This window comes from Arachidicoccus sp. BS20, assembly GCF_001659705.1.
GTDB lineage: Bacteria > Bacteroidota > Bacteroidia > Chitinophagales > Chitinophagaceae > Arachidicoccus.
In genome coordinates this window covers 973,275-996,279 of the sequence record NZ_CP015971.1, presented here as the reverse complement: position 1 = coordinate 996,279, position 23,005 = coordinate 973,275, and the positions used below count along the sequence as shown (strand labels likewise).

Sequence of the window (23,005 nt, the reverse complement as noted above, 5' to 3'; positions counted from 1 at the left end):
TTCATTACACGTTACTCATTAAAAAATATTAGATGAACAAAGTATTAAGAAAAATACTGGCATTCTCACTAAAGAACAAGTACATGGTTTTCTTCGGCACAGCAATACTTGCCGTTTGGGGAATTATTACTTTTCAGAGTATGCCTATTGAAGCCTTTCCCGATGTTACCAATACATCGGTTACGATTATCACACAATGGCCCGGGCGCAGTGCGGAGGAAGTAGAAAAATTTGTAACCATTCCTTTGGAAATTGCTTTGAATCCCGTGCAGAAAAAGACGAGCCTGCGCTCTACAAGCATCTTCGGTTTGTCGGTTGTAAAAGTTACGTTTGAAGACGGCGTTACGGACGATTATGCCAGAATACAGGTAAATAATCTTTTGCCCAATGCCGATTTGCCCGAAGGCTTGCAGCCCGATGTACAGCCGCCTACAGGACCGACAGGCGAAATTTTTCGTTACACTTTGGAAAGCAAAATGCGCAATCCGCGCGATTTGAAAACCATTCAGGACTGGACGGTCGATAGAGAAATACGCGCCGTTCCGGGTGTTGCGGATGTGGTAAGTTTCGGCGGTATGGCAAAAACGTATGAGATACAAGTTGACCCGCGCAAACTGAGCGACAGAGGCATTACGCCGTTGGACGTTTACAATGCCGTAGCCAAAAGCAACATCAATATCGGCGGCGATATTATTGAGAAAAATGACCAGGCTTATGTAGTGCGCGGTATCGGTTTGTTGAACGATATTAATGAAATCAACAACATTCTTATCGAGACTGTAAAAGGAATGCCTGTGTTGGTTAAAGACGTTGCAAATGTGCAGATTTCTAATCTCCCACGCTTGGGCGCAGTGGGTCGCACAGATGCAATTGACACAGGGAAGACAAGAACTATTGTTGATAAGCCTGATGTAGTTGAAGGAATTGTGCTCATGCGCAAAGGCGAAAATTCCAACAATGTAATTAAAGCATTGAAAGAAAAAATCGAAAAACTCAACACCAAAGTGTTGCCGCCCGATGTAAAGATTGTTCCTTTCTACGACCGCGAAGATTTGGTGCATTATTCCACGCACACAGTGCTGCACAATCTGGCAGAGGGAATTATTCTGGTAACGCTGATTGTGTCGCTGTTTATGTTCAACTGGAGAACAACATTAATCGTTTCTATCATCATTCCGCTCGCATTGTTGTTTGCATTCATTTGTTTAAAGCTCATGGGAATGTCGGCAAACCTGCTATCGCTCGGCGCTATTGACTTCGGTATTATCATTGACGGAGCCGTCGTCATGGTCGAAGGATTGTTTGTGCTGTTAGATTCGCAGGCGCACGAACTCGGTATGGAGCGTTTCAACAAAAGAGCGAAACTCGGCATCCTGAAAAACAAAGGCGCGGAATTGGGCAAAGCCATTTTCTTTTCCAAATTAATCATCATTACAGCATTGTTGCCCATCTTCTCTTTCCAGAAAGTAGAAGGGAAAATGTTCTCGCCGCTGGCGTTTACGCTGGGTTTTGCATTGTTGGGCGCGTTGTTGTTTACCTTAACGCTTGTGCCGGTGCTGGTCAGCATTTTATTAAAGAAAAATGTGCGCGAAAAACACAACCCGATAATTCAGTTCTTTACGAAAATTATTATGGGCGTTTTCAAATTCAACTATCGACGCAGACCGTTGGTGTTGGCAGGTGCGCTCATTTTTGTAGTAGTCGGTTTTTATGCATTCAACTTTTTGGGAAGCGAATTTTTACCTGAACTGAACGAAGGCTCTTTGTATGTGCGTGCTACTTTGCCTTACAGCGTCGATTTGAATAAATCACTGGAAGTTGCCAATGAAATGCGCACAAAACTGCTCACATTCCCGGAAGTGACGCGCGTGATTTCGCAAGACGGCCGACCGGATGACGGAACGGATGTTACGGGATTTTATAACATTGAGTTTAACGTGGCATTGTATCCGAAAGAAGAATGGAAGCGGCACATCACAAAAGACGAGCTGATTGACCAGATGCAGAAAAAATTGTCCGTTGTTCCCGGTGCGGATTTGAACTTTTCGCAACCGATTATGGATAATGTGGAAGAAGCTGTTTCCGGCGTGAAAGGCTCTATCGTTGTCAAAATCTTCGGCGACTCGCTCGACTATATGGAAGAAAAATCCAACGAAGTGTATGATGTGCTGAAAACCGTGCGCGGCTTTACCGATTTGGGCGTGATAAAAAATCTTGGACAGCCGGAGCTGGACATCCATCTCGACCAAAACAAAATGGCGCAATACGGCGTTACTACTGCCGATGCAAACGCTGTGATTGAAATGGCAATCGGCGGAAAGGCTGCAACGCAGTTGTATGAAGGCATTAAAAAGTTCGACATCAGGATTCGTTTTCCCGAAGAGTTCAGAAAGAATACGGATGATATAGGCAATCTGCTTGTGCCTGCATTGAACGGTTCGCAAGTGCCGATTAAGGAAATTGCGGAGATTAGTTTTAAAACAGGTCCTTGCCTTATTTTCCGCGATGATAATGAACGCTATTCTGCTGTGAAGTTCTCTATTCGTGAGCGCGACATGGGCAGTGCCATTGCAGAAGCACAGGCGAAAATTGCAAAATCCGTTCATTTGAAAAAAGGCTACAACATGGTTTGGCAGGGCGATTTTGAAAACCAGCAGCGTGCGCAGAAGCGTTTAACGCAGGTTGTGCCGATTAGTTTGTTGCTCATCTTCCTCTTATTGTTTGTAATGTTCGGCAATTTTAAAGATGCAGGTTTGGTGTTTACCAATGTGCCTTTTGCGGTTGTCGGGGGTATCGCAGCATTGCTGATTACGGGAACGAATTTCAGCATTTCCGCAGGCATCGGGTTTATTGCGTTATTTGGTATTTGTATTCTCGAAGGCGTGTTGCTCATTACAGCGTTTAAGCAGAATATGGAACTCTATAAGCGACATGATAATCCTTTGTACACATCCATCAAAACCGGCGTGGAATCGTTGGTTCGTCCAGTGGTAATGACTTCGCTGATGGCGGCAATCGGTTTGTTGCCGGCGGCGATTTCCACTGGTATTGGCTCGGAAAGTTCAAGACCATTGGCTCGCGTAGTCATTGGTGGTATTTTGTGTTCTATGGTGTTTTCGTTGCTGGTATTCCCGCTGATATTCCGTTGGGCATATCGCAAAATCGATACAAAGCACGCAGATACACAGTCTGCAAATAATTAATCCTTTTGTATATAAAAAAAATCCGCATCAATTTTTGGTGCGGATTTTTTTTTACTATAGGTGGACAGGTAATGATTCATTTTTATTTGCTTATGAACACAAAGCTGCAATCTGCAAGTATTTTATTCGCTGTTTCAAATAAATAAATTTGGCTTGCCAAAATTTATTATATTTGTGTCCGTAGTTCAACAGATGGATATTTAGATAAATGAATAAAAACAATCATTCAGCTTCGCTAAGCGATGTGCACCAGAGTGTAGATACGACGAAGGCACGCAAAGGATTCAGAAAAATTCTGGCATTTCTCGGTCCTGCATATCTGGTAAGCGTTGGATATATGGACCCGGGAAATTGGGCAACAGATTTACAAGGCGGCGCGCAATTTGGCTACAAACTTATCTGGGTTTTATTGATGAGTAATCTCATTGCTTTGTTGCTGCAAAATATGAGCGCACGTCTCGGCGTGGTGCGTGAGCAGGATTTGGCGCAAATCAACCGTTCAACCTATCCGAAGTTTGTCAATATTGCTCAATACGTTCTTGCCGAATTTGCCATTGCGGCTTGCGATTTGGCAGAAGTTTTAGGCATGGCAATCGGTATTCATTTACTTACCGGACTCCCAATTTTGTGGGGCGTTTGTATTACCATTTTCGATACATTTATTTTGTTCTTTTTACAGAAGTTGGGAATGCGGAAAATGGAATTATTCATCATCGGATTAATTGCGATTACAGGGCTTTCTTTTTTGGTAGAATTGATTTTGGCAAAGCCGGATGCAGGCGATATTGTTTTGGGATTTGTTCCACATAAACTCTCTTCTGATGAATTATATATTGCTGTCGGAATTATCGGTGCTACGGTAATGCCGCACAATTTGTATTTACATTCTGCGCTGGTGCAAACAAGAAGAATCAACCGTTCGGAAGACGGTATTAAAAAAGCCTTGAAATACAATACGATTGACGGAACGATTGCCTTGAATCTTGCGTTTTTGGTAAATGCGGCAATCCTGATTATGGCAGCAAGCGTATTCTTCAAAACAGGACATACAGGCATTGCAAAAATCGAAGATGCACATCAAATGCTTGCGCCTTTACTCGGAACAAAACTTGCGCCTACGCTATTTGCAATTGCACTAATTGCTGCCGGGCAAAGCAGTACAATTACTGGAACGCTTGCAGGACAAATCGTAATGGAAGGTTACTTGCATTTGCGCATTAATCCTTTGCTGAGGCGGCTCATTACACGGCTCTTGGCAATTATCCCTGCACTTGCCGTAATATTGATTTACGGCGATAAAGAGCTTGACCAACTATTGATTTTGAGTCAGGTAATCCTGAGTGTGCAACTCGGTTTTGCTATCGTTCCGTTAATATACTTTGTAAGTGATAAACAGACGATGGGACAGTTTGCAATTCCGCTCCGCACAAAAATGGTTGCTTGGCTGATTGCTGCTGTTTTGGTGTACTTGAATGCAAAGTTGGTAGCAGATGAAATCAACGAATTATTTAGTTTGCATGGATATTTGTTTGCGAAAATGATTACGCTTGTTGTAACAGTTGCGTTGATTGTATTGTTCGCGGTTACGTTTTATTATCCGATGAAAAAAAGAAAAGTGAAAATAATGCCACAAAGACTTTAAGGCAAAAACGGCACAAAGTATTTCTTGACAGAACTTAGTGGCTTTGTGTTTTAGCGGCAATTATTTATTTCATTATCTTGCGGCAAATTTCTACTTATCGTTATGAATGTTCTGCTGAAAAACGTAACCATTGTTGATGCAGGTTCTTCGCATCATTTACAAGTAAAAGATATTCTTATTGATAATGGCATTATTCAGAGAATAGATTCAAATATTTCGGCGGAAAATATAGAAGTTTTAGATTGTGGTGCGGCATTTGTTTCCAAAGGCTGGATTGATATTTTTTCCCACTTTTCCGACCCGGGAAAAGAATACCGCGAAACGCTGGAAAGCGGCGCTGCTGCTGCGTTTTCGGGCGGATTTACCAAAGTATTTACGATTGCGAATACGCAACCTGTAATTGATAACAAAGCGCAGGTTTCCTACATCGTAGAAAAATCAAAATCATTGCCTGTTCAGGTTTTCCCTTTGGGAGCGATTACGCAACACGCAGAAGGAAAAGACTTGTCAGAAATGTATGATATGCACAATTCGGGTGCAATTGCGTTTTCCGACGGATTGAATCCTGTGCAGTCGCCGGGCTTGTTTTTAAAAGCGTTGCAGTACGTGAAAGCATTCGACGGAATTTTGATTCAGCAACCGTTTGATAAATCAATAGGAACTTACGGATTAATCAATGAAGGGATTATTTCCACAAAGCTCGGACTGCCCGGACTGCCTGCAATTGCGGAAGAATTGATGATTGCGCGCGATATTGAATTGTTGCGGTACACGGAAAGTAAATTACATGTCACGGGAATTTCCACCGCAAAAAGTGTGGCGTTGATTGCAAAGGCAAAAGCCGAAGGTTTGAACATCACTTGCAGCGTTGCGCCGTATCAATTATTTTTTACGGATGCAGATTTACAGTCTTATAATACAAACTTAAAAACCAATCCGCCGCTGCGCAGCAAAGAAGACCAAATTGCTTTAAAACAAGCAGTGCTTGACGCAACGATTGATGTGATTACTTCGCATCATTTTCCTTTGCACAGCGATGAAAAGGATGTAGAATTTGAATATGCAAAAAACGGAATGCTCGGTTTGCAAACTTCATATAATTTGGTACAGGAATCTTTGCCGGAACTAAGCGCGGAAAGAATTGTTGAATTATTCAATACAAATCCTGCGAAAATTTTCGGTCTGAAAAATGAAAAGATTGAAGAAGGCAAAACAGCCGACCTGACAGTATTTCAGCCAACCGGCGTAACTATTTTTACGAAAGAAAACAACAAAAGCAAATCGCAAAACTCGCCTTTGTTTAACAAAGAGCTGAAAGGAAAAGTATTGGCGACTGTTGCTAAAAACCATTTTTTTATTAACCAATAAATATATGTCGTATGGAAAAGAAAGTTCCTTCATTTTGGATAAACGCAATTGTGATTTCTTTAATCTCAATTGTTTATGGATTAGTATTGCACTTTACAAATCTGGAAACGAATAAAGCGCTCGGCGGTATTGGGTTGCTGATTTTTATTGTTGCAATTGTTATAGTTTGCATACAATATTCAAAGTCGTTGAACGGCAATGTGACTTTTGGCAATTTATTTGCTTACGGATTCAAAACTTCTGCTGCAATAGCATTGATAATGATTGTCTGGACTGTACTGATGTTTAAAGTTATCTTCCCGAATCTGGAAGATGAACAATTGCAAAAGCAGACGCAGGCAATGATTCAGAAAGGAATGCAACAAGACCAAATTGACAAAGGAATGGAAGTTGCACATAAATATTTTATGGTATTTGCTATTGGCGGTTCAATATTATTTTATGCGTTCTTTGGCGCAGTATCTTCTGTTATTGGCGCGGCAATTGCAAAGAAGAATCCGAAGGCAAATAATCCTTTTGGACAATAAATTTTATTTTGAAAGCGATGTTTAATCCCGACAACATAGATATTTCCGTAATCGTTCCTTTGTTCAACGAAGATGAATCTTTGCCCGAACTGAGCGAATGGATTACGCGTGTGATGAAAGAAAATAATTTTACTTACGAAGTAATTTTCGTGGACGATGGAAGCACCGATAACAGTTGGCAAGTAATTCAGGATATTGTGAAAATTAATACCAACTTTAAAGGCATCAAATTCCAGCGCAACTATGGGAAATCCGCTGCTTTGAATGAAGGTTTTAAGGCTGCCAAAGGCAATGTTGTAATCACGATGGATGCCGATTTGCAAGATAGTCCCGATGAAATTCCCGAATTGAGAAAGATGATTGTTGAAGACGGCTACGACTTGGTAAGCGGCTGGAAAAAGAAAAGATTTGACAACAAGCTGACGAAAAATTTACCGTCGAAATTGTTCAATGCAACGGCACGAAAAAGTTCCGGCATTAAACTGCATGATTTTAATTGCGGATTAAAAATTTATAAAAACAAGGTTGTTAAAAGTATTGAAGTGTATGGCGAAATGCACCGTTATATTCCTGTGCTGGCAAAATGGGCAGGCTTCAGAAAAATAGGAGAGAAAGTGGTGGAACACCGCGCAAGAAAATACGGCGTTACAAAATTCGGCTGGTCGCGTTTTGTCAACGGTTTTCTGGATTTGCTCACGATTTCTTTCATCAGCAAATTCGGGAAAAGACCAATGCACTTTTTCGGTTTGTATGGGAGCTTGTGTTTTCTTGCAGGCTTTTTTATCAGCATATATTTGATTATTCTAAAGCTCACGCATCTTCGTTTAGGATTGACCAACAGCCCTTTATTTTTTATTGCGCTTACCGTAATGATTATCGGTATGCAATTGTTTCTCGCGGGTTTTATAGGCGAATTAATTTCGCGCAGCGCATCCGACAGAAATCATTATTTAGTGGAAAAGAAGTTGGGACTTGATTAATTTTTTCGTGAGTGGTGAATCGTGAGTGAGCGTTCTCACGATTGACGACTCGTTTATCGATAAAGAACAGACAACTGATAACATAATTAATAATTTACCATTCATAAATCTAAAGTGTCCAATTTAACTATCAGCAGGCGCGGCATTGCAATGCCTGAATCGCCTATCAGAAAATTGGTTCCTTATGCCGAAAAAGCAAAAGCAAGAGGAACAAAAGTGTATCATTTAAACATTGGTCAGCCGGATATTGCAACGCCGCCGAGTATTATGAAAGCTGTTGCCGACGCGCATTTGCGTGTGCTGGAATACAGCCACAGCGCAGGCAATGAGAGTTACAGAAGAAAACTTGCTGACTATTACAAACGTGTCGGAATTGATGTTGATTATTCCGATATTCTCATCACAACCGGCGGTTCGGAAGCAATTATTTTCGGTTTTATGGCTTGCTTCGATGCAGGCGATGAAGTGATAATTCCTGAACCTTTTTATGCAAACTATAATGGTTTTGCAGTAGAAGCAGGCGTAAAAGTCGTACCTGTTCCGTCGGCGATTGAAACGGGCTTTGCATTGCCGCCGGTTGCGGATTTTGAAAAACTGATTACGGAGAAAACTAAAGCAATCATCATTTGCAATCCCAACAATCCAACAGGTTATTTGTACAGCCGTGAAGAAATGGAAACGCTGAAAGAGATTGTTTTAAAACACAATCTTTACCTGTTCAGCGATGAAGCATATCGCGAGTTTTGTTACGAAGGCGAGCATTTTTCCGCGATGCAATTGCAAGGTGCGGAAGAAAATGTAGTGCTGATGGACACGATTAGTAAACGTTACAGCGCTTGCGGTGCGCGCATTGGCGCGTTTGTTACTAAAAATAAAATATTGCTGCAAACGGTTTTGAAATTTGCGCAAGCGCGATTAAGCCCCCCGGGTTTAGCGCAGATTCTTGGCGAAGCTGCAACCGATTTACCCGAAGATTATTTTGACGAAACAAAAGCCGAGTATAAAAAACGTCGGGATGTTTTAGTAAAAAGACTGAACGCAATGGAAGGCGTTTTTTGTCCTAATCCGGGCGGTGCATTTTATGCAATGGCAAAGCTTCCTGTAAAAAGTTCGGAAGATTTTTGCCAATGGTTACTGGAAGAATTTTCTTATGAAGGACAAACGGTAATGATGGCGCCTGCACCGGGATTTTATGCAACTAAAGGTTTAGGTAATGATGAAGTTCGTCTGGCGTATGTATTGAATGCAGATGACATTGAGAAAGCGATGGACTGCCTTGAAGTTGCATTAAAGGAATACGGAAAACTAAATCCCAAACATTAGTTTGTAAGATAAGCGTTAAAAACTAAAAATATCGTCTTTCAATTGTTGAAAGTATTGTTTCGAAATGAAATTTAGCCGTAGTTTTGTTCAATCGATTTCAAAGGTAAACAGCGTAGTTCTTTAAAAGAAGTTTTACAAATTATTAAATGATTAATAACATTGATACAATTACCTTTGTGTTCTCGTAACAGCAAAAGATAGAAATTAGTTTTACATTTTTTTCATATGGCAAGCAATCGAAGACGGTCTGTAGTTTCTACTACGGACCTTTTTTATTGTCGTAAAAAGGCAGAAACAATGGTGTATTTCTCTTCAAGATTTTGACTAAAATCCTTTCAAAACAATTCGCTTTGATTGCCGTGTTTATGCGGCATTTTTCCTAAATGTTTATATGCTTGTTCCGTGGCTTCACGCCCGCGCGGCGTACGCTGCAAAAAGCCTTCCTGAATCAAAAACGGCTCATACACTTCTTCCAAGGTTCCGGGTTCTTCGCCTACGGCGGTTGCAATGGTAGTAATGCCCACGGGACCGCCTTTGAACTTATCGATAATGGCAGAGAGAATACGATTGTCCATTTCGTCTAAGCCGTGTTCATCCACATTCAATGCTCGAAGCGCGTGTTGTGTAATACCGATGTCTATTTGCCCGTCGTTTAATACCTGCGCAAAATCACGTACGCGGCGAAGCAAGCCGTTTGCGATACGCGGCGTGCCGCGGCTTCTGCGTGCGATTTCAAATGCTGCATTTTCTTTGATGGCTGTATTTAAAATGTATGCGCTGCGTTCAACAATTGTTTTTAAAGTATCGGCATTGTAATATTCCAAACGAGATTTAATACCGAAACGCGAAAGAAGCGGAGCGGTAAGTAAGCCGCTTCTTGTGGTTGCTCCAATCAGCGTAAATGGATTTACGGAAAGTTGTATGCTGCGTGCATTTGGACCGCTGTCAATTATTATATCGATACGGAAATCTTCCATTGCAGCGTACAGATATTCTTCCACAACTGTGCTTAATCTGTGTATTTCATCGATGAACAATACATCGTTTGGCTCAAGACTTGTGAGTAGCCCGGCGAGGTCTCCGGGTTTTTCAATGACCGGACCGGATGTTTCTTTGATATTGACACCAAGTTCGTTTGCCACGATGCGGGAAAGCGTAGTTTTTCCCAAACCGGGCGGACCATGAAACAACACATGGTCAAGCGCTTCGCCACGTAGCTTGGCGGCTTTGATGAATATTCTCAGGTTTTCAATCAACTGCGGCTGCCCGGAAAATTCCTTAATTTCTTTCGGGCGAATAGAGTTTTCAAACTCTTTATCTGCCTGTGCCCCATCGGTGTTTAAATTCGGATTCGACATGGCGTAAAGTTAGTTTAAAGTTGAAAACGGAAGACAGAAAGTTTGTTGCTGTGCGAAGGAGGCAAATGAAAAAGTTCCGGCAAAAATTAATTTGCCGGAACTTTGCCATTGGTCGTTTTGATGGTTGGTTTTGGTCGCGGAGTTGTGTGTTTTTGAAAATAATTTCTCAGATAATTTTCGGCTGTTTCTTTTATGTTATATTTGGTTACGGCATATTCGTATGCTTTCAGGGCTAATTTTTCGGCTGCCGAAGCACCTGTATAAATGTATTTTATAGCATCCGCCAATGCAAAATAATTCCCTTTCTGGAAAAGAACGGCATACTTACCATGTCCCGATATGTAGTTTGATGTAATTGTATCGGGTGCAATTACCGGAACTTTAGCTGCCAATCCTTCGGTTATCGCAAGTTCAATACTACTGTGCAGCGATGTGCGAACCAAAAGGTCATAATCTTTCAAATGTTGGAATATATATGTTCTGCTTTTGTAACCAAGAAAGGAAATTATATCGTTCAATCCATAATCATTAGTAAGTTCCTTGAGGTATTTTGCCGAAGGTCCGTCGCCGATAAAATCTACCCGTATATTATTAATGCCGGCATTCCGAAGTTGTCTTACAGCTTTGATAAGTATTTGCTGTCCCTGTTTTTTATGATTTAGTGAACCTGTTGATACAATTCTGAAAAAGTCCTTTCGTTCATAATTTTCTTTACACAGAATTGCGTTGAAATCAACGGCGGGAAGATGCTCTGAAGTAATGATTGTCTTTCGCCTGAAAAGCCGTTTGCATAGTAGTTTCGCAACTTTACCATCATGGCAATGAATGATATCTATTTTACTCTTGTATAAAAGATAGTTTAGCTTCAAAGCATCCGTGAAAAAACTATTGTGTTTTTTCTTGTGTACTTGTATCGTGTATATATTTTTATCTGTAACCGGCGACGATTGTTGCATACGATTGTGGATTGCAAATACAGTTACAGCATCTAAATATTTTGCCTGTTCTTTCGCAATATCGGTCAATATATTGCTTTTGCCGCCGGTATTTAAAGTATGTATGAGATGGGCAATTTTCATCTGGGGGTGTCTTTGATAAGAAACAAATATTTGCTTCCAAATGTAATTAAATTTTTACATTATATAATTAAATGTAAAAAATAATTTTACTAATTGTATATTTTAATGATGCAATTTGTTTAATGATATGCGCCTCGTTTTTAGAATTTTGTACCATGTCAATTCACATCGGACGCATTATTGAAAGAGAAACAAAACGCAACGGCGTGCGGCGGAAAGAACTGTACGAGAAATTGAACACTTCAAGACAAAATCTTTATGCCATTTTCAAAAGAGAAACCATTGACACGGGCATTTTACTGAAACTTAGTGAGTTGCTTCATTACAATTTTTTTAAAGAGTTTTTTACGGAAGATTCTTTGAAATCGTTGGTTGCAAGCGATGACGAAAAAGCAAATGCTTCTTTGGAAAAAATGCTTAATGAGATCCAAATACTGCAAAATGCAGTTGCACAAAAAGACAAGCAGATACAATTTTTAGAACAAACGGTAGAAGTGCAAAATAAAATTATTGCGCTGCTCGAGAAAAACTCTGCTATCGCTAAAGTCGCAAAAAAGAAAAAATAGCTTTTACCGGGCTGCACTTCTTCGTTATAGGGTTTTCTCATATTTCTTGCATAGTCTAAATTGTACTGCGGCGTTTTAAAAAGTACTTTTATTTTCTTGGAAAGTTAATCGCTTTGAGACACCTTTGTAAGGATATAAAAATGTGTGTTAATGAAGTATCAACTCTTAGGAAAAAGCGGGTTAAAAGTTTCTGAACTCTGTCTCGGTACGATGGGTTTTGGCACAGAAGCGGGCTGGGGAGCGAATGAAGCGGAAAGCTTTAAAATAATGGACAAATTTGCGGAAGCCGGCGGCAATTTTATAGATACGGCAAATATTTACAAGCTTGGAACAAGCGAAAAAATTATCGGCAATTACATACAGAATGTAGGTGTGGACAGAGATTTTTTTGTGATTGCCACAAAATATTCTTTGAAAGATAATGAAACAAACCCAAACGCTTCCGGTAACAATCGCAAGAATATGATGCGAAGCGTTGAGGCGAGCCTGAAACGTTTGCAGACGAATTTTATCGATGTGCTTTATCTGCATATTTGGGACGACCTTACGCCGGTTGAAGAAGTGATGCGCGGTTTGGACGATTTGATTTCGCAAGGCAAAGTCAATTACATCGCCATCAGCGATACGCCTGCGTGGGTTATTTCCAAAGGAAATACTTATGCCGAATTAATGGGCTGGAGCCGGTTTGTTGGTTTGCAGGTAGAATACAGTTTGTTGCAGCGCACGCCCGAGCGTGAATTAATCCCGATGGCAAAACATTATGGAATGACGTTGTTGCCTTGGGCACCCTTGGCAGGCGGTGCATTGACAGGAAAATATTTGCGTGGCGAACAAGGAAGAATTAAGCCCGAAAGTAAAAGACTGAATGAGCGCAGTATTGCCATTACAAAAGAGGTCGTTGCCATTGCGGATGAACTGGGTATTTCTCCTTCAAGCGTGGCAATGCAATGGATTCGCCAACAAAACATTTCTGTAATTCCTATTGTTGGCGCTACAAAGCTGTCGCAGTTGGAAGATAATCTGCAGGTTGTAAACATTTCGCTTTCATCCGCACAAATGGAAAGGCTGGATAGTATAAGTAAAATTGAACTTGGCTTTCCCGGCGATTTTTTTAACGAGGCAGGTGTGAAGCAAAATAATTTCGGCGGATTTTATAATAAGATAATAAAGAGATAAAAAACTAACTGACCGGTTTATAATTTAAAAAATTTAATTTAACTCCAAAATGTGATGATCTCAAAAAACATTTACACGATTATTATGGCAGGCGGCATCGGCAGCCGTTTCTGGCCCCAAAGCCGCCAGGCATTACCAAAACAGTTTGTGGATATTTTAGGTGCGGGAAATTCTTTGCTTGAGATGACATGGAACCGCGCAAAAAAATTTTCTTCATTGGAAGACATTCTTATTCTTACCAACAAAGCGTATGAAGAATTGGTTGCAGACCATCTTGAAGGTGTACTGACAGAAAACATTTTGACCGAGCCTTCGCGCAACAATACCGCGCCTTGTATTGCTTATGCGGCTTTTAAGTTGTATAAGAAAAATCCTGATGCCGTTATGGCAATTCTTCCGTCAGACCAATTGATTTTAAAAGAAGATGTTTATTATAATAAACTTTCCAAAGCCATTGATTTTGCTAAGGAAAATAATGCTTTACTGACACTCGGTATTCATCCTACTCGACCTGATACAGGTTACGGTTACATTCATTTTGCACAAGATGATAATGAAGTAAAAAAGGTTTTATCCTTTAAAGAAAAACCGAATTTAGAAACGGCAAAGCAATACATTGCTTCGGGCGATTATTTGTGGAACGCGGGCATATTCATTTGGAAAGCGAAAGACGCGATTGATGCGTTTGAGAAATATGCGCCCGATGTGTATAAGCTTTTCAAAAGCGGAATGGAGTTTTACAACACGGCGCAAGAAGAGGAATTTATTAAAGAAAATTATCCGAAAAGCCCCAATATTTCCATCGACTACGCAATTATGGAAAAGGCGGAAAATGTTTATACCGTTCCGGCAGATATGGGTTGGAGCGATTTGGGTACTTGGGCTTCGCTCTGGAGTGTGAAAGATAAAGATGAGAATGAAAATGTAGTGATTGCACAGGAAAATATTTTATTGTCAAATACAAAAAATTCCATCATTTCGGCACATAAGGAAAAGCTTGTAGTGGTTGATGGTTTGGAAGATTTTATTATTGTAGATAAGCAGGATGTACTGTTGATTTATCCAAAAACAAAAGAGCAGGAAATCAAAGATGTGATGAAGAAACTGGAACAACGAAATGCACATAAGTATTTGTAGTTTCACGCAACGGCGTATAGAAGATGCAGAACGACAAATAGGGACGGTCCTGCACATCATTTCCGCGAAAGCGGGAATCCTATAAATATAACTAAAAACTTAATTTATAAACAAACATTATCATGCAAAACAGTTCACTGTTACAATTCAGAAATAAAGTCGGTTTACGTTTTCAGTTATACAACAGTTTGTTTACGTCGTTGCCTTTTCATCGTATTGAAAAGACGGGTGTTTGGTTGTCTTTATTTTTGATTCATTGCGAAGAAGGGTATAAAAAATCGCAAAGCCCGGTTGAGTTGATTGAGACTTTTTTGCAGCAATACTCAACTTATGAAGATGAGCGGGAGCAGCTCGATATGCTGTTTCGTTTTATCCAATATATCGAGCGGCAGGTAGTATTATTCGATGCTTTGGAAGATGCTTCATTTGCCGATATTCAGGATGTTTCGGGACAGGGAACTATGAAACAGTTGCGCGCGCAAACTGAACTTCAGGATAAGCAGGCAGCGCTTGCCGAAAAGGTAAAAGATTTTTCTGTGAGACTTGTGTTGACGGCGCATCCCACGCAGTTCTATCCCGGCGAAGTCTTGGGTATTATCAATGATTTGGCTTCTGCTTTAAATTCCAATAATACCCAAAACATCAACGATTATTTGGTGCAGTTGGCAAAAACACCTTTCTTAAAAAAGAAAAAGCCTACGCCTTACGATGAAGCGTTGAGTTTGATTTGGTACTTGGAAAATGTGTTTTATCAGGCTGCGGGCAAAATCGTTGCCGACTTGCAAATGCAGTTTCCAGAAATGTTGTTTGAGAAAAATTCCATCATCCGTATGGGCTTTTGGCCCGGCGGCGATAGGGACGGAAACCCTTATGTGAACAGCAATACAACGGTTCAGGTGGCAGAACAACTGCATCAGTCTATTTTGTTTTGCTATTACAGAGATATTCGCAAACTCAAACGCAGATTGACTTTTAAAGGTGTGGGAGAAGATGTTGAGGCAATGGAAAAAGCATTTCATGCCGTATTGCTGGAGCAAAATAAAGATATAAAAATTACGGAAGAGTGGCTGCTGGATTCATTAAGAAAATTGCGGACAAAAATTATTGAACAGCACAATGGACTGTTCGTGAGATTGATTGATGATTTAATTGGGAAAATAAACATTTTCGGAATTTATTTCGCAACTATTGACATTCGTCAGGACAGCGGTGTACATCAAAGACTGATGCAGCATTTGAGCGAAACGGAAAACGGTTTGCCCAAAAATTATACTTCGCTTTCCGAAGAAGAAAAAGTAGATGTGATTATAAAAATCAAAAAGCCCGCAAATGAAAAGCTGCTGAAAGAACCTGTTTTTATTGATACTTTTGAATCGATGAAAGCCATGAAAGCCATTCAGAAAATGAACGGCGAATTTGGCTGTAACCGTTACATCATCAGCCATTGCACAAGTTTGTTAGATGTAATGGAAGTTTATGGTTTGCTTAAATTAAGCGGCTGGGAAAAGAAAGAGCATTCGGTAGATATTCTTCCTCTGTTTGAAACGATTGAAGATTTGCAAACTGCCGGCGAAGTGATGGAAAAATTGTACAACAACAAAACTTATCGCAATCATTTGCAGCATCGCAATAATACGCAAAGCATTATGCTTGGCTTTTCCGATGGTACAAAAGACGGTGGTTACCTCATGGCTAACTGGTGCATTTATAAAGCGAAAGAAGAGCTTACGCGCATTTCGAGAAAATACGACATTAATGTAGTGTTCTTCGACGGACGCGGCGGTCCGCCGGCGCGCGGTGGTGGAAAAACCCATAAGTTTTATGCATCAATGGGCAGCAATATTGAGAATAAAGAAATTCAGGTAACTGTGCAGGGACAAACTGTAAGTTCCAATTTTGGAACAGTACAATCTGCCCAATACAACATCGAGCAATTGTTAAACGCAGGCATTTCAAACGATGTTTTATTTTCCAAAAAAGAAACATTGACCAAAGAGGAGGAAACCTTATTGTCTCAGCTTTCTGAAGAGGGTTTTGCTTCGTACAGCGAGTTAAAAGAGCATCCTTATTTCATGGAATATCTTTCTTACGCAAGTCCCTTGAAGTTTTATGGTGCCACCAATATCGGCAGTCGTCCAACCAAAAGGAACGCTTCGGCAAAACTCACATTGAACGATTTACGGGCTATTCCTTACGTGGGCGCATGGAGCCAGTTAAAACAAAATGTAACAGGCTATTATGGTGTTGGAACAGCTTTGCAAAAGCTGGAAAAAGCGGGCAAATTCAAGGCTTTGAAAGATTTGTACAAAAATTCATTATTCTTCCGTGCGCTGATTGATAACAGTGAAATGTCTATGAAAAAATGTTTCTTTCCATTGACACAATTTCATGCAAAGCACCCTAAGTACGGCGAGATTTGGAAAAAGATTTACGAGGAATATTTACTTACCGAAAAAATGGTATTACGCCTCAGCGGACAAACAGAACTGATGGCGAATTATCCTGTAGAGTCTTTGTCTATTCAAATGCGCGAACGTATAGTACTGCCGCTTGTAACTATTCAGCAATTCGGCTTGCACAAATACACGGAGCTTGAACAATCCGGCGCCAAAAGCAATTTAAAAGAAGTATATGAAAAGCTGATTATGCGTTGCTCTTTCGGTATCATCAATGCAGGAAGAAATTCGGCGTAAGAAGGATGATAATAATTAAAAAAAACGCAGGCATCAAGCCTGCGTTTTTTTTATCCTTTCCACTCATTATTACTTCTGTCAATATCCGGCAATTGGTGTTGCGGGTCAAGAATAATATCGGTTACTTTTGAAGTCGTGGGAGCGAGTAAAGTCCATGTGCCGCTGCGCTGCCATATTTCCACAGGGAGATGAATGGTTTGCGTTTTACCATTCTCTTCTTTTATTTCAACGCTTACAGGCATTGGTAATTGTTCTTTGTTTTCAATCGTAACCAATGCGCCTTTTGACACATCATCATCTTTATATTTCACGGAAGTAATGGCTTGGTCCAGTAACCAGTTATTAGCAAACCAACCGCGCCAGAACCAGGTTAAATCTTCGCCCGCGGCGTTGTCCATTGTCCTGAAAAAATCTGTTGGCGAAGGATGTTTGAACGCCCAGTTTTTTGAGTAAGTGCGAAACGCATAATCAAAACGCGCGCTGTCGAGAATTACATCGCGCAGCAAAACCAATCCAAATGCTGCTTTAAAATATGCCAGCGGGTGCACGTCTTTAGAATCGTACCAGTCGGGAGGAGTAAGTAATGTTGCGCCATTTTGTAAAGCCTTAATTACCGGTACAATTTCATCCGCCGGATTGCCGCCTTTTGGTGCATATTCTCCATCGCGCTTGGGCGCAAACTCGCCGTTGTTGAAATCACGCTGAGAATAAATATCGATGAATGTGTTAAATCCCTCGTCCATAAAAGGATAGCGACGCTCGTTCGAACCGTCAATCATCGGATACCATGTATGACCAATCTCGTGAGAAACCAATGACCAGAAACCTTTGCCGTTGCCTTTGTAATGGTCAAATGCCAATGCCGGAAATTCCATACCGCCGATAGGTCCGCCTACGTTTACCGCTTCTGGATAAGGAAACTCAAACCAGCGTTTTGAAAAATCTTCTACCGATGCTTTTAAATATTCCGTTGCACGTGTCCAATCGCTTTTTCCTTTAATGCCTTCCACCGGATAAACAGATTGAGAGAAGACTGTTTTTCCGCTTGGTAAATCAGTTTTAGCGCCGTCATAAATAAATGCTTTGGAAAGCGCAAAAGCTACGTCGCGCGTGTTTTTCATGGCAAAATGCCAGGTTACGTTTCCTGAACTTTTCTTCGTAGGAGAGATGCCTTTTTCTACATCTTCAGCAGAGCGGATAATGACGGTCTTTTCTGATTTTTTTGCTTCGGCAATGTTGTTTATAATTGTTGAATTAAAGACTTCGTTTCCATTTAATAATTCGCCCGAACCAACTGCTAACATATTTGCGGGCGCTGTAATTTTGTAGTCTATATCGCCGTACTCGAAATAAAATTCGCCGCTGCCGATGAATGGCAAAGTGTTCCAACCCAACAAATCATCATATACACATAAACGTGGAAACCAATAACCGAAATCATAAATTTTCCCGTTTTTCGTTTCCAGAATTCCGGCGCGGTCGCCCGCCGAAGATTTTAATAATTTGAATGAATAAGCAATGCGTATTTTCAACGTACTTTTTGCTGCAAGCGCATTTTTCAAACGCAATTGCATACGAGTGTCGTTAATCAAATAATCAGCATTTTGCCATTCTCCGTTTTGAAATACTTGAATCTGTTTGAACTTGAAACCCTTATCCTCAGAAACTTTCAAGCCTGCCGCGCCGGCAAGAGCATGCGCGCGCGAGTCTTCTCTGTCATTATTTTGGTCAAGCTCAAACCATAGATAATCAAGATTGTCAGGACTGTTGTTGATGTAATTGATTTCTTCTGTTCCGCTCAAAATATTGGAAGTTGTGTCAAAAGAAACATTGAGCCGGTAATCAACTTTGTTTTGCCAATAATTGCCGCCCGGCGCACCGTTTGCACTACGGAAGGAATTGCCGTTGCTTGTATAAAAATCAGGAGCAAATGCTTCCCGCGGATTGTAATGTTGCGCGCTTGCAGTCAAAGCGACGCCCGCAAAACACAATGATAATAAAGATGTACGCATGATAGAGATTTTTTAACAGAGAAAAACCAAATATAAATGTTTTAAGCCTTTTCTTAAATTATGACAAGATAAAAAATACAATATGTATGTTATGTGTAGTATTGTTTTTAATTTGCTTTTAAATCATCATTACTTAATCTTTTTTGTTCTCTTGGTTCTCCAACCTTTAAATTTCCCAGTCTGAAATTAAATGAAATACCAAATTTTAAAGCAGGCGTATATGTGAAATTATAGCGAGAAAATCCGATACCAGATATTTCTGTTCCTTCTTTAATATTTTTATTTAAGAAGTTTTCAAAATAAGCAGTAATAGAGCCTCTATTTTTTATTACTGTCTTGGATATTGACAGTGTATAATTGGAAGAATATATTTGTTTACCTTGATAAGACGGAGCGTTACTTATATAACGGCTAATAAATGAAATATTTATATTTTTTAAAATAGAATAACGAATATTGCAGTTTAACTGATTCAAATTGCCATTATAAACAATATTATCTATTTGATTGCGCAATGAATAAATTGATAAACTATTGTACATATCTATAAAAATCTTATTCTTTAGGTTCAAATTGAATCCAGTTATAATGTCAAAACTTTTTGAAGCTCCAATATTTTTATATTGGTAAATGGTTTGGGAAGTGGTACTATCAAAATAAATATATGATGCGAAATTGTCGGGAATATAATTGTAGTTATCCTCTATATAATAGGAAACAGTATTTGTTTTAGAAATATTTATACTGCTTTCTAAGCCTACGGCTATCTTATTCAGTATTTGTTGGGTCAATTTGTTATTGCCGATAACAATTGTTTGCGGGTCGTAATAATTAACGCTAATGCCGAGAATTTTGTCAGCAGCTCTTCGAACATCTCTATTATATTTAAGATAGAATATATTGTTTTTTCTTTTTGATGGCTTTATTCTAAATATAAGCGAAGGTAGAAAGTTATATTTTGTAGTAAATAATACATTATTTTCATTAAGAGTAGATTTATATAGAGATTTATCTATATTGCCTCCAAGTTTGATTAGGAAAGACTTTTGTCGATAAGTAAATCCTTGGTATGCCCATATAATTTCCTGTTGATAGGTTCCTATCCCAACTTTATATGCACGTGTTTGCTCTATATTATCAATGATAGAATCAGAAGTATATGAATCGTTGTAATTTCTGTTTATATATCGAAAGAAAGTTTCCCATTGTAATTTTTTGAATATTGGCGAATTATAACTAATCTCAAAACTTAAATCATTCTCAGCATCTTTTTCATAAGAACCCATCAAAAAAGAATTATCCTGATTGAAGATATTAGTGGATGAATTGGGTATGCTTCGAACATTTCGAAAAGAAAAATTTAATTTCCGACTTTTACTAAATGATTTTGTAATGTCTCCTCCCAATTCATAAGATGTAAATTGATTTTTGTCTAATAGAAATAAATTGTATGTACTATCTGTTATATCATTTTTAATAGAGTAAAAATTTTTCCCGTCTCTATTACTAATGCTTTTTCCTATTTTTGAATATATTGTAGCGTCTAAACTGCTATCAAACATATAGTTTAAAGACAGGTCTCCGTCTATTAGTTTTGTTTTCCTATTTTGAGAAGTATTTGTTTGCTGAATGTTTGTTTCTCCATTATTTGAAAGTATAATGTTGTTATGTATTTGAGATAATGTGCCATCTTTGCTTCCATATATATTTAACTGAATTCCTAATTTATTTTTTTGATAATAAAGAAACGGCTGATAACTTCCATTTATATTTTGTTTAGTGTAAGTCAAATCAACATTATTATTTCCTATTATTCCTTTTAGATAGCCGTTAGTTACAATATTCACAATTACAGCGTACCCCTCACTTCTGTATTTCTCGGGAGGGAGTGTGTTGACTTCTATTTTTTTTATTAAATCGACAGGAATAACCTTTAAGGCATTTGATAAGTTGTCATTGAAAGCTTTATAGTGCAGTCCATTTAAAAGTACCAAAAATTTTTGAGCATTTTTATACCCAATTTTATTTCTATCATATTGAAAAAAGAAAGGCAATTTTAATACAGCTTCGTATCCGCTTTTGTTCTTTATGGAAGAATCTTTATCTACTAAATAAATCATTTTATCAACTGTTATCTCCATGGCATTGGTATTACCTGAGATTGTTACATCTTTAAGTGTATGATAAGAAGGAGATAATAAAAATATTTTATCCTTTAGATAATATGGGTTGGAAGGAGTATATTTTACGAATAAATCTTTATATCCCAAACATTTTATATGTAAGATAATTGCCGTTGAAGAATCGATATATATACTAAAATTCCCCAAATTATCGGCTGATATATTTTTGATTGTAGAAGAATCCTTGGCATTCAATATTATGATAGTAGAACTCAATGGCTGATTCGTTAATGAGTCCAATGTCACACCTTTTATAATATATTCCTGTGAAAAGATGGGGGACGCATAAAACAAAATAATAGCAGAAAGTAGGATATGCTTCATCTCTTATTCAATTTGCTTAATAGATGTTCTATTCCCTCATTTTGCGGGCTTTGATATTCTATATTTATTACCTTTTTCGTATCTGTTGTAATGATTGCCGGATATATGTTATTATTGTCTTCGGGATATGTAAAAATATTTAAAGTGTCTAAAATAATTTTATTACTCCTTAGAGCATTAAGCCCAACTCTGACAAGAACTAATTTTATACTATTCATTCTCGTAAAGATGAATTTTAAATTTTGATATTTATTATAGTTTTCTCTTACGAACGCTTCTGTGTAACTTATACATCCTTCACATCCCTGATTAGGAATCACAACATAATATTTTGATAAGTATGAATTATCTTTTTTATCAATTTTTTTCAAGTTTGCAGACACATCATCGTAATTCTGTTTTGTGTTACATGAAACAACCATTATTATAGAGAAAAACAATCTATATAGTAATTTTAACTTTGACATATTCACAAGTGTTTAAGTTTTTATTGTTAGAGTTTAAAAAATATATTCCATTTTTGTTGATAAAATAGTTATCAAGTGATAACCCTTGGGGAAATAAGGTTTCTCCTATATAATTCAAGTTGCTATTTAATCAGTAAGTCTATTCAAGGTATAAGCGAAAATAAACATCAATATTTTCAGTAAAAAACCTTTAAAAGTTACAGCGTGAATCTTTCTAAGGAACAGATTTTTGATTTCGCTGAATGTTGTTTCAATTCTTTTTCTGCTGTGTTCTTTCAAAAATCTTACCCAAGGTTCATCCTTTCTTTTGCTGTTGGACTTCCTGCCAATCATTAAATGAATGTTCTCTGCTTCCAACATATCATCTTCGATGGTGTAATCCGTATAAGCGGCATCGCCGTAAATACAACTTTCAGGCGCTACGCTTAACGGCAGCTTTTTCAATGCCTGCACATCGCTCTCACTGCCGGGAACAAAACCAAATTCAACCGGTATGCCTTTCGCTGTTGTCAGCACTTGCACCTTTACTCCGTAAAAATATCTGCGCATACTGCTTTGCCTGCCACGCCATTGTTTGCCTTTCAGCATCTTGCTGCGCGATATTCTTATATTGTCGCAAACCGCTACAGGAAAGGAATCTATCACATAACTGCTTGCTCCGCTGATGTCTTTCAAATACCCGCCAAGCTGAAAAAACATACTGCACAACAATGGCTCTAATCTGTGCAAACGCCTGTTGTATCTGCTTTTGTCCAACATCTGAGGACACATGCCCGTCATTTGCATAAAACCTCTCGCATTATCATGATGTCCCCCCAAATAAAGAGCCGCTACGATTGCCGTTGTTATCACTTCGCTATCGCTTACTCGACAACGTACATCTTCCTGATGACCAATTCCTTTTAATAAATCATCTACCAAACAAAATATTCTTATAACTTTATCCCCGTTGAGCATCGATAAATAC

At 38.9% G+C, this 23,005-nt stretch carries 16 protein-coding genes; 10 read left to right on the top strand and 6 right to left on the bottom strand.

All coding sequences use genetic code 11. The annotated features are described in order from the left end of the window. Positions 1-32: 32 nt before the first annotated feature. The 6 genes from A9P82_RS04490 to A9P82_RS04465 all read left to right on the top strand — a co-directional run bounded on the left by A9P82_RS04490 (position 33) and on the right by A9P82_RS04465 (position 9,043). On the top strand, positions 33-3,203 hold the full coding sequence (locus tag A9P82_RS04490; RefSeq protein WP_066204577.1) for an efflux RND transporter permease subunit: 3,171 nt from the start codon (positions 33-35) through the stop codon (positions 3,201-3,203). Between the two features lie 208 nt (positions 3,204-3,411). Beyond that, positions 3,412-4,845, top strand: a complete 1,434-nt coding sequence (locus tag A9P82_RS04485; RefSeq protein WP_066204576.1) for an Nramp family divalent metal transporter — start codon at positions 3,412-3,414, stop codon at positions 4,843-4,845. 102 nt (positions 4,846-4,947) lie between these two features. Next, a complete protein-coding gene (locus tag A9P82_RS04480) occupies positions 4,948-6,213 on the top strand; it encodes a dihydroorotase (protein ID WP_066204574.1) in 1,266 nt (421 codons plus the stop codon). A gap of 11 nt (positions 6,214-6,224) precedes the next feature. Then, a complete protein-coding gene (locus tag A9P82_RS04475) occupies positions 6,225-6,740 on the top strand; it encodes a DUF4199 domain-containing protein (protein ID WP_066204571.1) in 516 nt (171 codons plus the stop codon). A 17-nt stretch (positions 6,741-6,757) separates the two neighbouring features. Then, positions 6,758-7,720 (top strand): glycosyltransferase family 2 protein, encoded by a 963-nt coding sequence (locus A9P82_RS04470; protein ID WP_231891207.1) that lies wholly within the window; start codon positions 6,758-6,760, stop codon positions 7,718-7,720. Positions 7,721-7,834: 114 nt separating this feature from the next. Next, positions 7,835-9,043 carry a pyridoxal phosphate-dependent aminotransferase gene (locus A9P82_RS04465; RefSeq protein WP_231891206.1) on the top strand — a complete coding sequence of 403 codons (1,209 nt, stop codon included), beginning with the start codon at positions 7,835-7,837 and terminating at the stop codon, positions 9,041-9,043. 335 nt (positions 9,044-9,378) lie between these two features. On the opposite strand, the gene ruvB is transcribed toward A9P82_RS04465, so the two are convergent. Both ruvB and A9P82_RS04455 read right to left on the bottom strand, forming a co-directional pair. Then, positions 9,379-10,401 carry a Holliday junction branch migration DNA helicase RuvB gene (gene ruvB, locus A9P82_RS04460; RefSeq protein ID WP_066204568.1) on the bottom strand — a complete coding sequence of 341 codons (1,023 nt, stop codon included), beginning with the start codon at positions 10,399-10,401 and terminating at the stop codon, positions 9,379-9,381. An 86-nt stretch (positions 10,402-10,487) separates the two neighbouring features. Further along, on the bottom strand, positions 10,488-11,480 hold the full coding sequence (locus A9P82_RS04455) for a glycosyltransferase family 4 protein (RefSeq protein WP_066204565.1): 993 nt from the start codon (positions 11,478-11,480) through the stop codon (positions 10,488-10,490). A gap of 155 nt (positions 11,481-11,635) precedes the next feature. On the opposite strand from A9P82_RS04455, the gene A9P82_RS04450 reads away from it, so the two are divergent. The 4 genes from A9P82_RS04450 (at position 11,636) to A9P82_RS04435 (ending at position 17,052) form a co-directional block, all read left to right on the top strand. Continuing rightward, positions 11,636-12,046: a hypothetical protein gene (locus tag A9P82_RS04450; RefSeq protein ID WP_066204562.1), complete on the top strand. Its 411-nt coding sequence runs from the start codon at positions 11,636-11,638 to the stop codon at positions 12,044-12,046. Positions 12,047-12,196: 150 nt separating this feature from the next. Then, entirely contained in the window at positions 12,197-13,222 is a 1,026-nt protein-coding gene (locus A9P82_RS04445) for an aldo/keto reductase (protein ID WP_066204559.1), read from the top strand. Positions 13,223-13,276: 54 nt separating this feature from the next. Further along, complete coding sequence (locus A9P82_RS04440; RefSeq protein WP_231891228.1) at positions 13,277-14,359, top strand: mannose-1-phosphate guanylyltransferase; 1,083 nt, start codon at positions 13,277-13,279, stop codon at positions 14,357-14,359. Positions 14,360-14,481: 122 nt separating this feature from the next. After that, entirely contained in the window at positions 14,482-17,052 is a 2,571-nt protein-coding gene (locus A9P82_RS04435) for a phosphoenolpyruvate carboxylase (protein ID WP_066204555.1), read from the top strand. Positions 17,053-17,102: 50 nt separating this feature from the next. Here A9P82_RS04435 and A9P82_RS04430 read toward each other — a convergent pair whose 3' ends face one another. The 4 genes from A9P82_RS04430 to A9P82_RS04415 all read right to left on the bottom strand — a co-directional run bounded on the left by A9P82_RS04430 (position 17,103) and on the right by A9P82_RS04415 (position 22,995). Beyond that, complete coding sequence (locus A9P82_RS04430) at positions 17,103-19,064, bottom strand: M1 family metallopeptidase (RefSeq protein ID WP_066204552.1); 1,962 nt, start codon at positions 19,062-19,064, stop codon at positions 17,103-17,105. Between the two features lie 107 nt (positions 19,065-19,171). Next, positions 19,172-21,571 carry an outer membrane beta-barrel protein gene (locus A9P82_RS04425; protein WP_066204550.1) on the bottom strand — a complete coding sequence of 800 codons (2,400 nt, stop codon included), beginning with the start codon at positions 21,569-21,571 and terminating at the stop codon, positions 19,172-19,174. Continuing rightward, entirely contained in the window at positions 21,568-22,038 is a 471-nt protein-coding gene (locus A9P82_RS04420) for a hypothetical protein (protein WP_066204549.1), read from the bottom strand. Before A9P82_RS04420 ends, A9P82_RS04425 begins: the two co-directional genes overlap by 4 nt. 126 nt (positions 22,039-22,164) lie before the next feature. Beyond that, the gene (locus tag A9P82_RS04415) at positions 22,165-22,995 is read right to left on the bottom strand and encodes an IS982 family transposase (protein ID WP_066202942.1); all 831 of its coding nucleotides are present in this window, start codon (positions 22,993-22,995) and stop codon (positions 22,165-22,167) included. Positions 22,996-23,005 lie beyond the last annotated feature (10 nt).

What these genes read in the sequence shown, in the direction of transcription:
- A9P82_RS04490 (WP_066204577.1), top strand. Translation starts at nt 33, where the DNA reads ATGAACAAAGTATTAAGAAAAATACTGGCATTCTCACTAAAGAACAAG.
- A9P82_RS04485 (WP_066204576.1), top strand. Translation starts at nt 3,412, where the DNA reads ATGAATAAAAACAATCATTCAGCTTCGCTAAGCGATGTGCACCAGAGT.
- A9P82_RS04480 (WP_066204574.1), top strand. Translation starts at nt 4,948, where the DNA reads ATGAATGTTCTGCTGAAAAACGTAACCATTGTTGATGCAGGTTCTTCG.
- A9P82_RS04475 (WP_066204571.1), top strand. Translation starts at nt 6,225, where the DNA reads ATGGAAAAGAAAGTTCCTTCATTTTGGATAAACGCAATTGTGATTTCT.
- A9P82_RS04470 (WP_231891207.1), top strand. Translation starts at nt 6,758, where the DNA reads ATGTTTAATCCCGACAACATAGATATTTCCGTAATCGTTCCTTTGTTC.
- ruvB (WP_066204568.1), bottom strand. Translation starts at nt 10,401, where the DNA reads ATGTCGAATCCGAATTTAAACACCGATGGGGCACAGGCAGATAAAGAG.
- A9P82_RS04455 (WP_066204565.1), bottom strand. Translation starts at nt 11,480, where the DNA reads ATGAAAATTGCCCATCTCATACATACTTTAAATACCGGCGGCAAAAGC.
- A9P82_RS04450 (WP_066204562.1), top strand. Translation starts at nt 11,636, where the DNA reads ATGTCAATTCACATCGGACGCATTATTGAAAGAGAAACAAAACGCAAC.
- A9P82_RS04445 (WP_066204559.1), top strand. Translation starts at nt 12,197, where the DNA reads ATGAAGTATCAACTCTTAGGAAAAAGCGGGTTAAAAGTTTCTGAACTC.
- A9P82_RS04440 (WP_231891228.1), top strand. Translation starts at nt 13,277, where the DNA reads ATGATCTCAAAAAACATTTACACGATTATTATGGCAGGCGGCATCGGC.
- A9P82_RS04435 (WP_066204555.1), top strand. Translation starts at nt 14,482, where the DNA reads ATGCAAAACAGTTCACTGTTACAATTCAGAAATAAAGTCGGTTTACGT.
- A9P82_RS04430 (WP_066204552.1), bottom strand. Translation starts at nt 19,064, where the DNA reads ATGCGTACATCTTTATTATCATTGTGTTTTGCGGGCGTCGCTTTGACT.
- A9P82_RS04425 (WP_066204550.1), bottom strand. Translation starts at nt 21,571, where the DNA reads ATGAAGCATATCCTACTTTCTGCTATTATTTTGTTTTATGCGTCCCCC.
- A9P82_RS04420 (WP_066204549.1), bottom strand. Translation starts at nt 22,038, where the DNA reads ATGTCAAAGTTAAAATTACTATATAGATTGTTTTTCTCTATAATAATG.
- A9P82_RS04415 (WP_066202942.1), bottom strand. Translation starts at nt 22,995, where the DNA reads ATGCTCAACGGGGATAAAGTTATAAGAATATTTTGTTTGGTAGATGAT.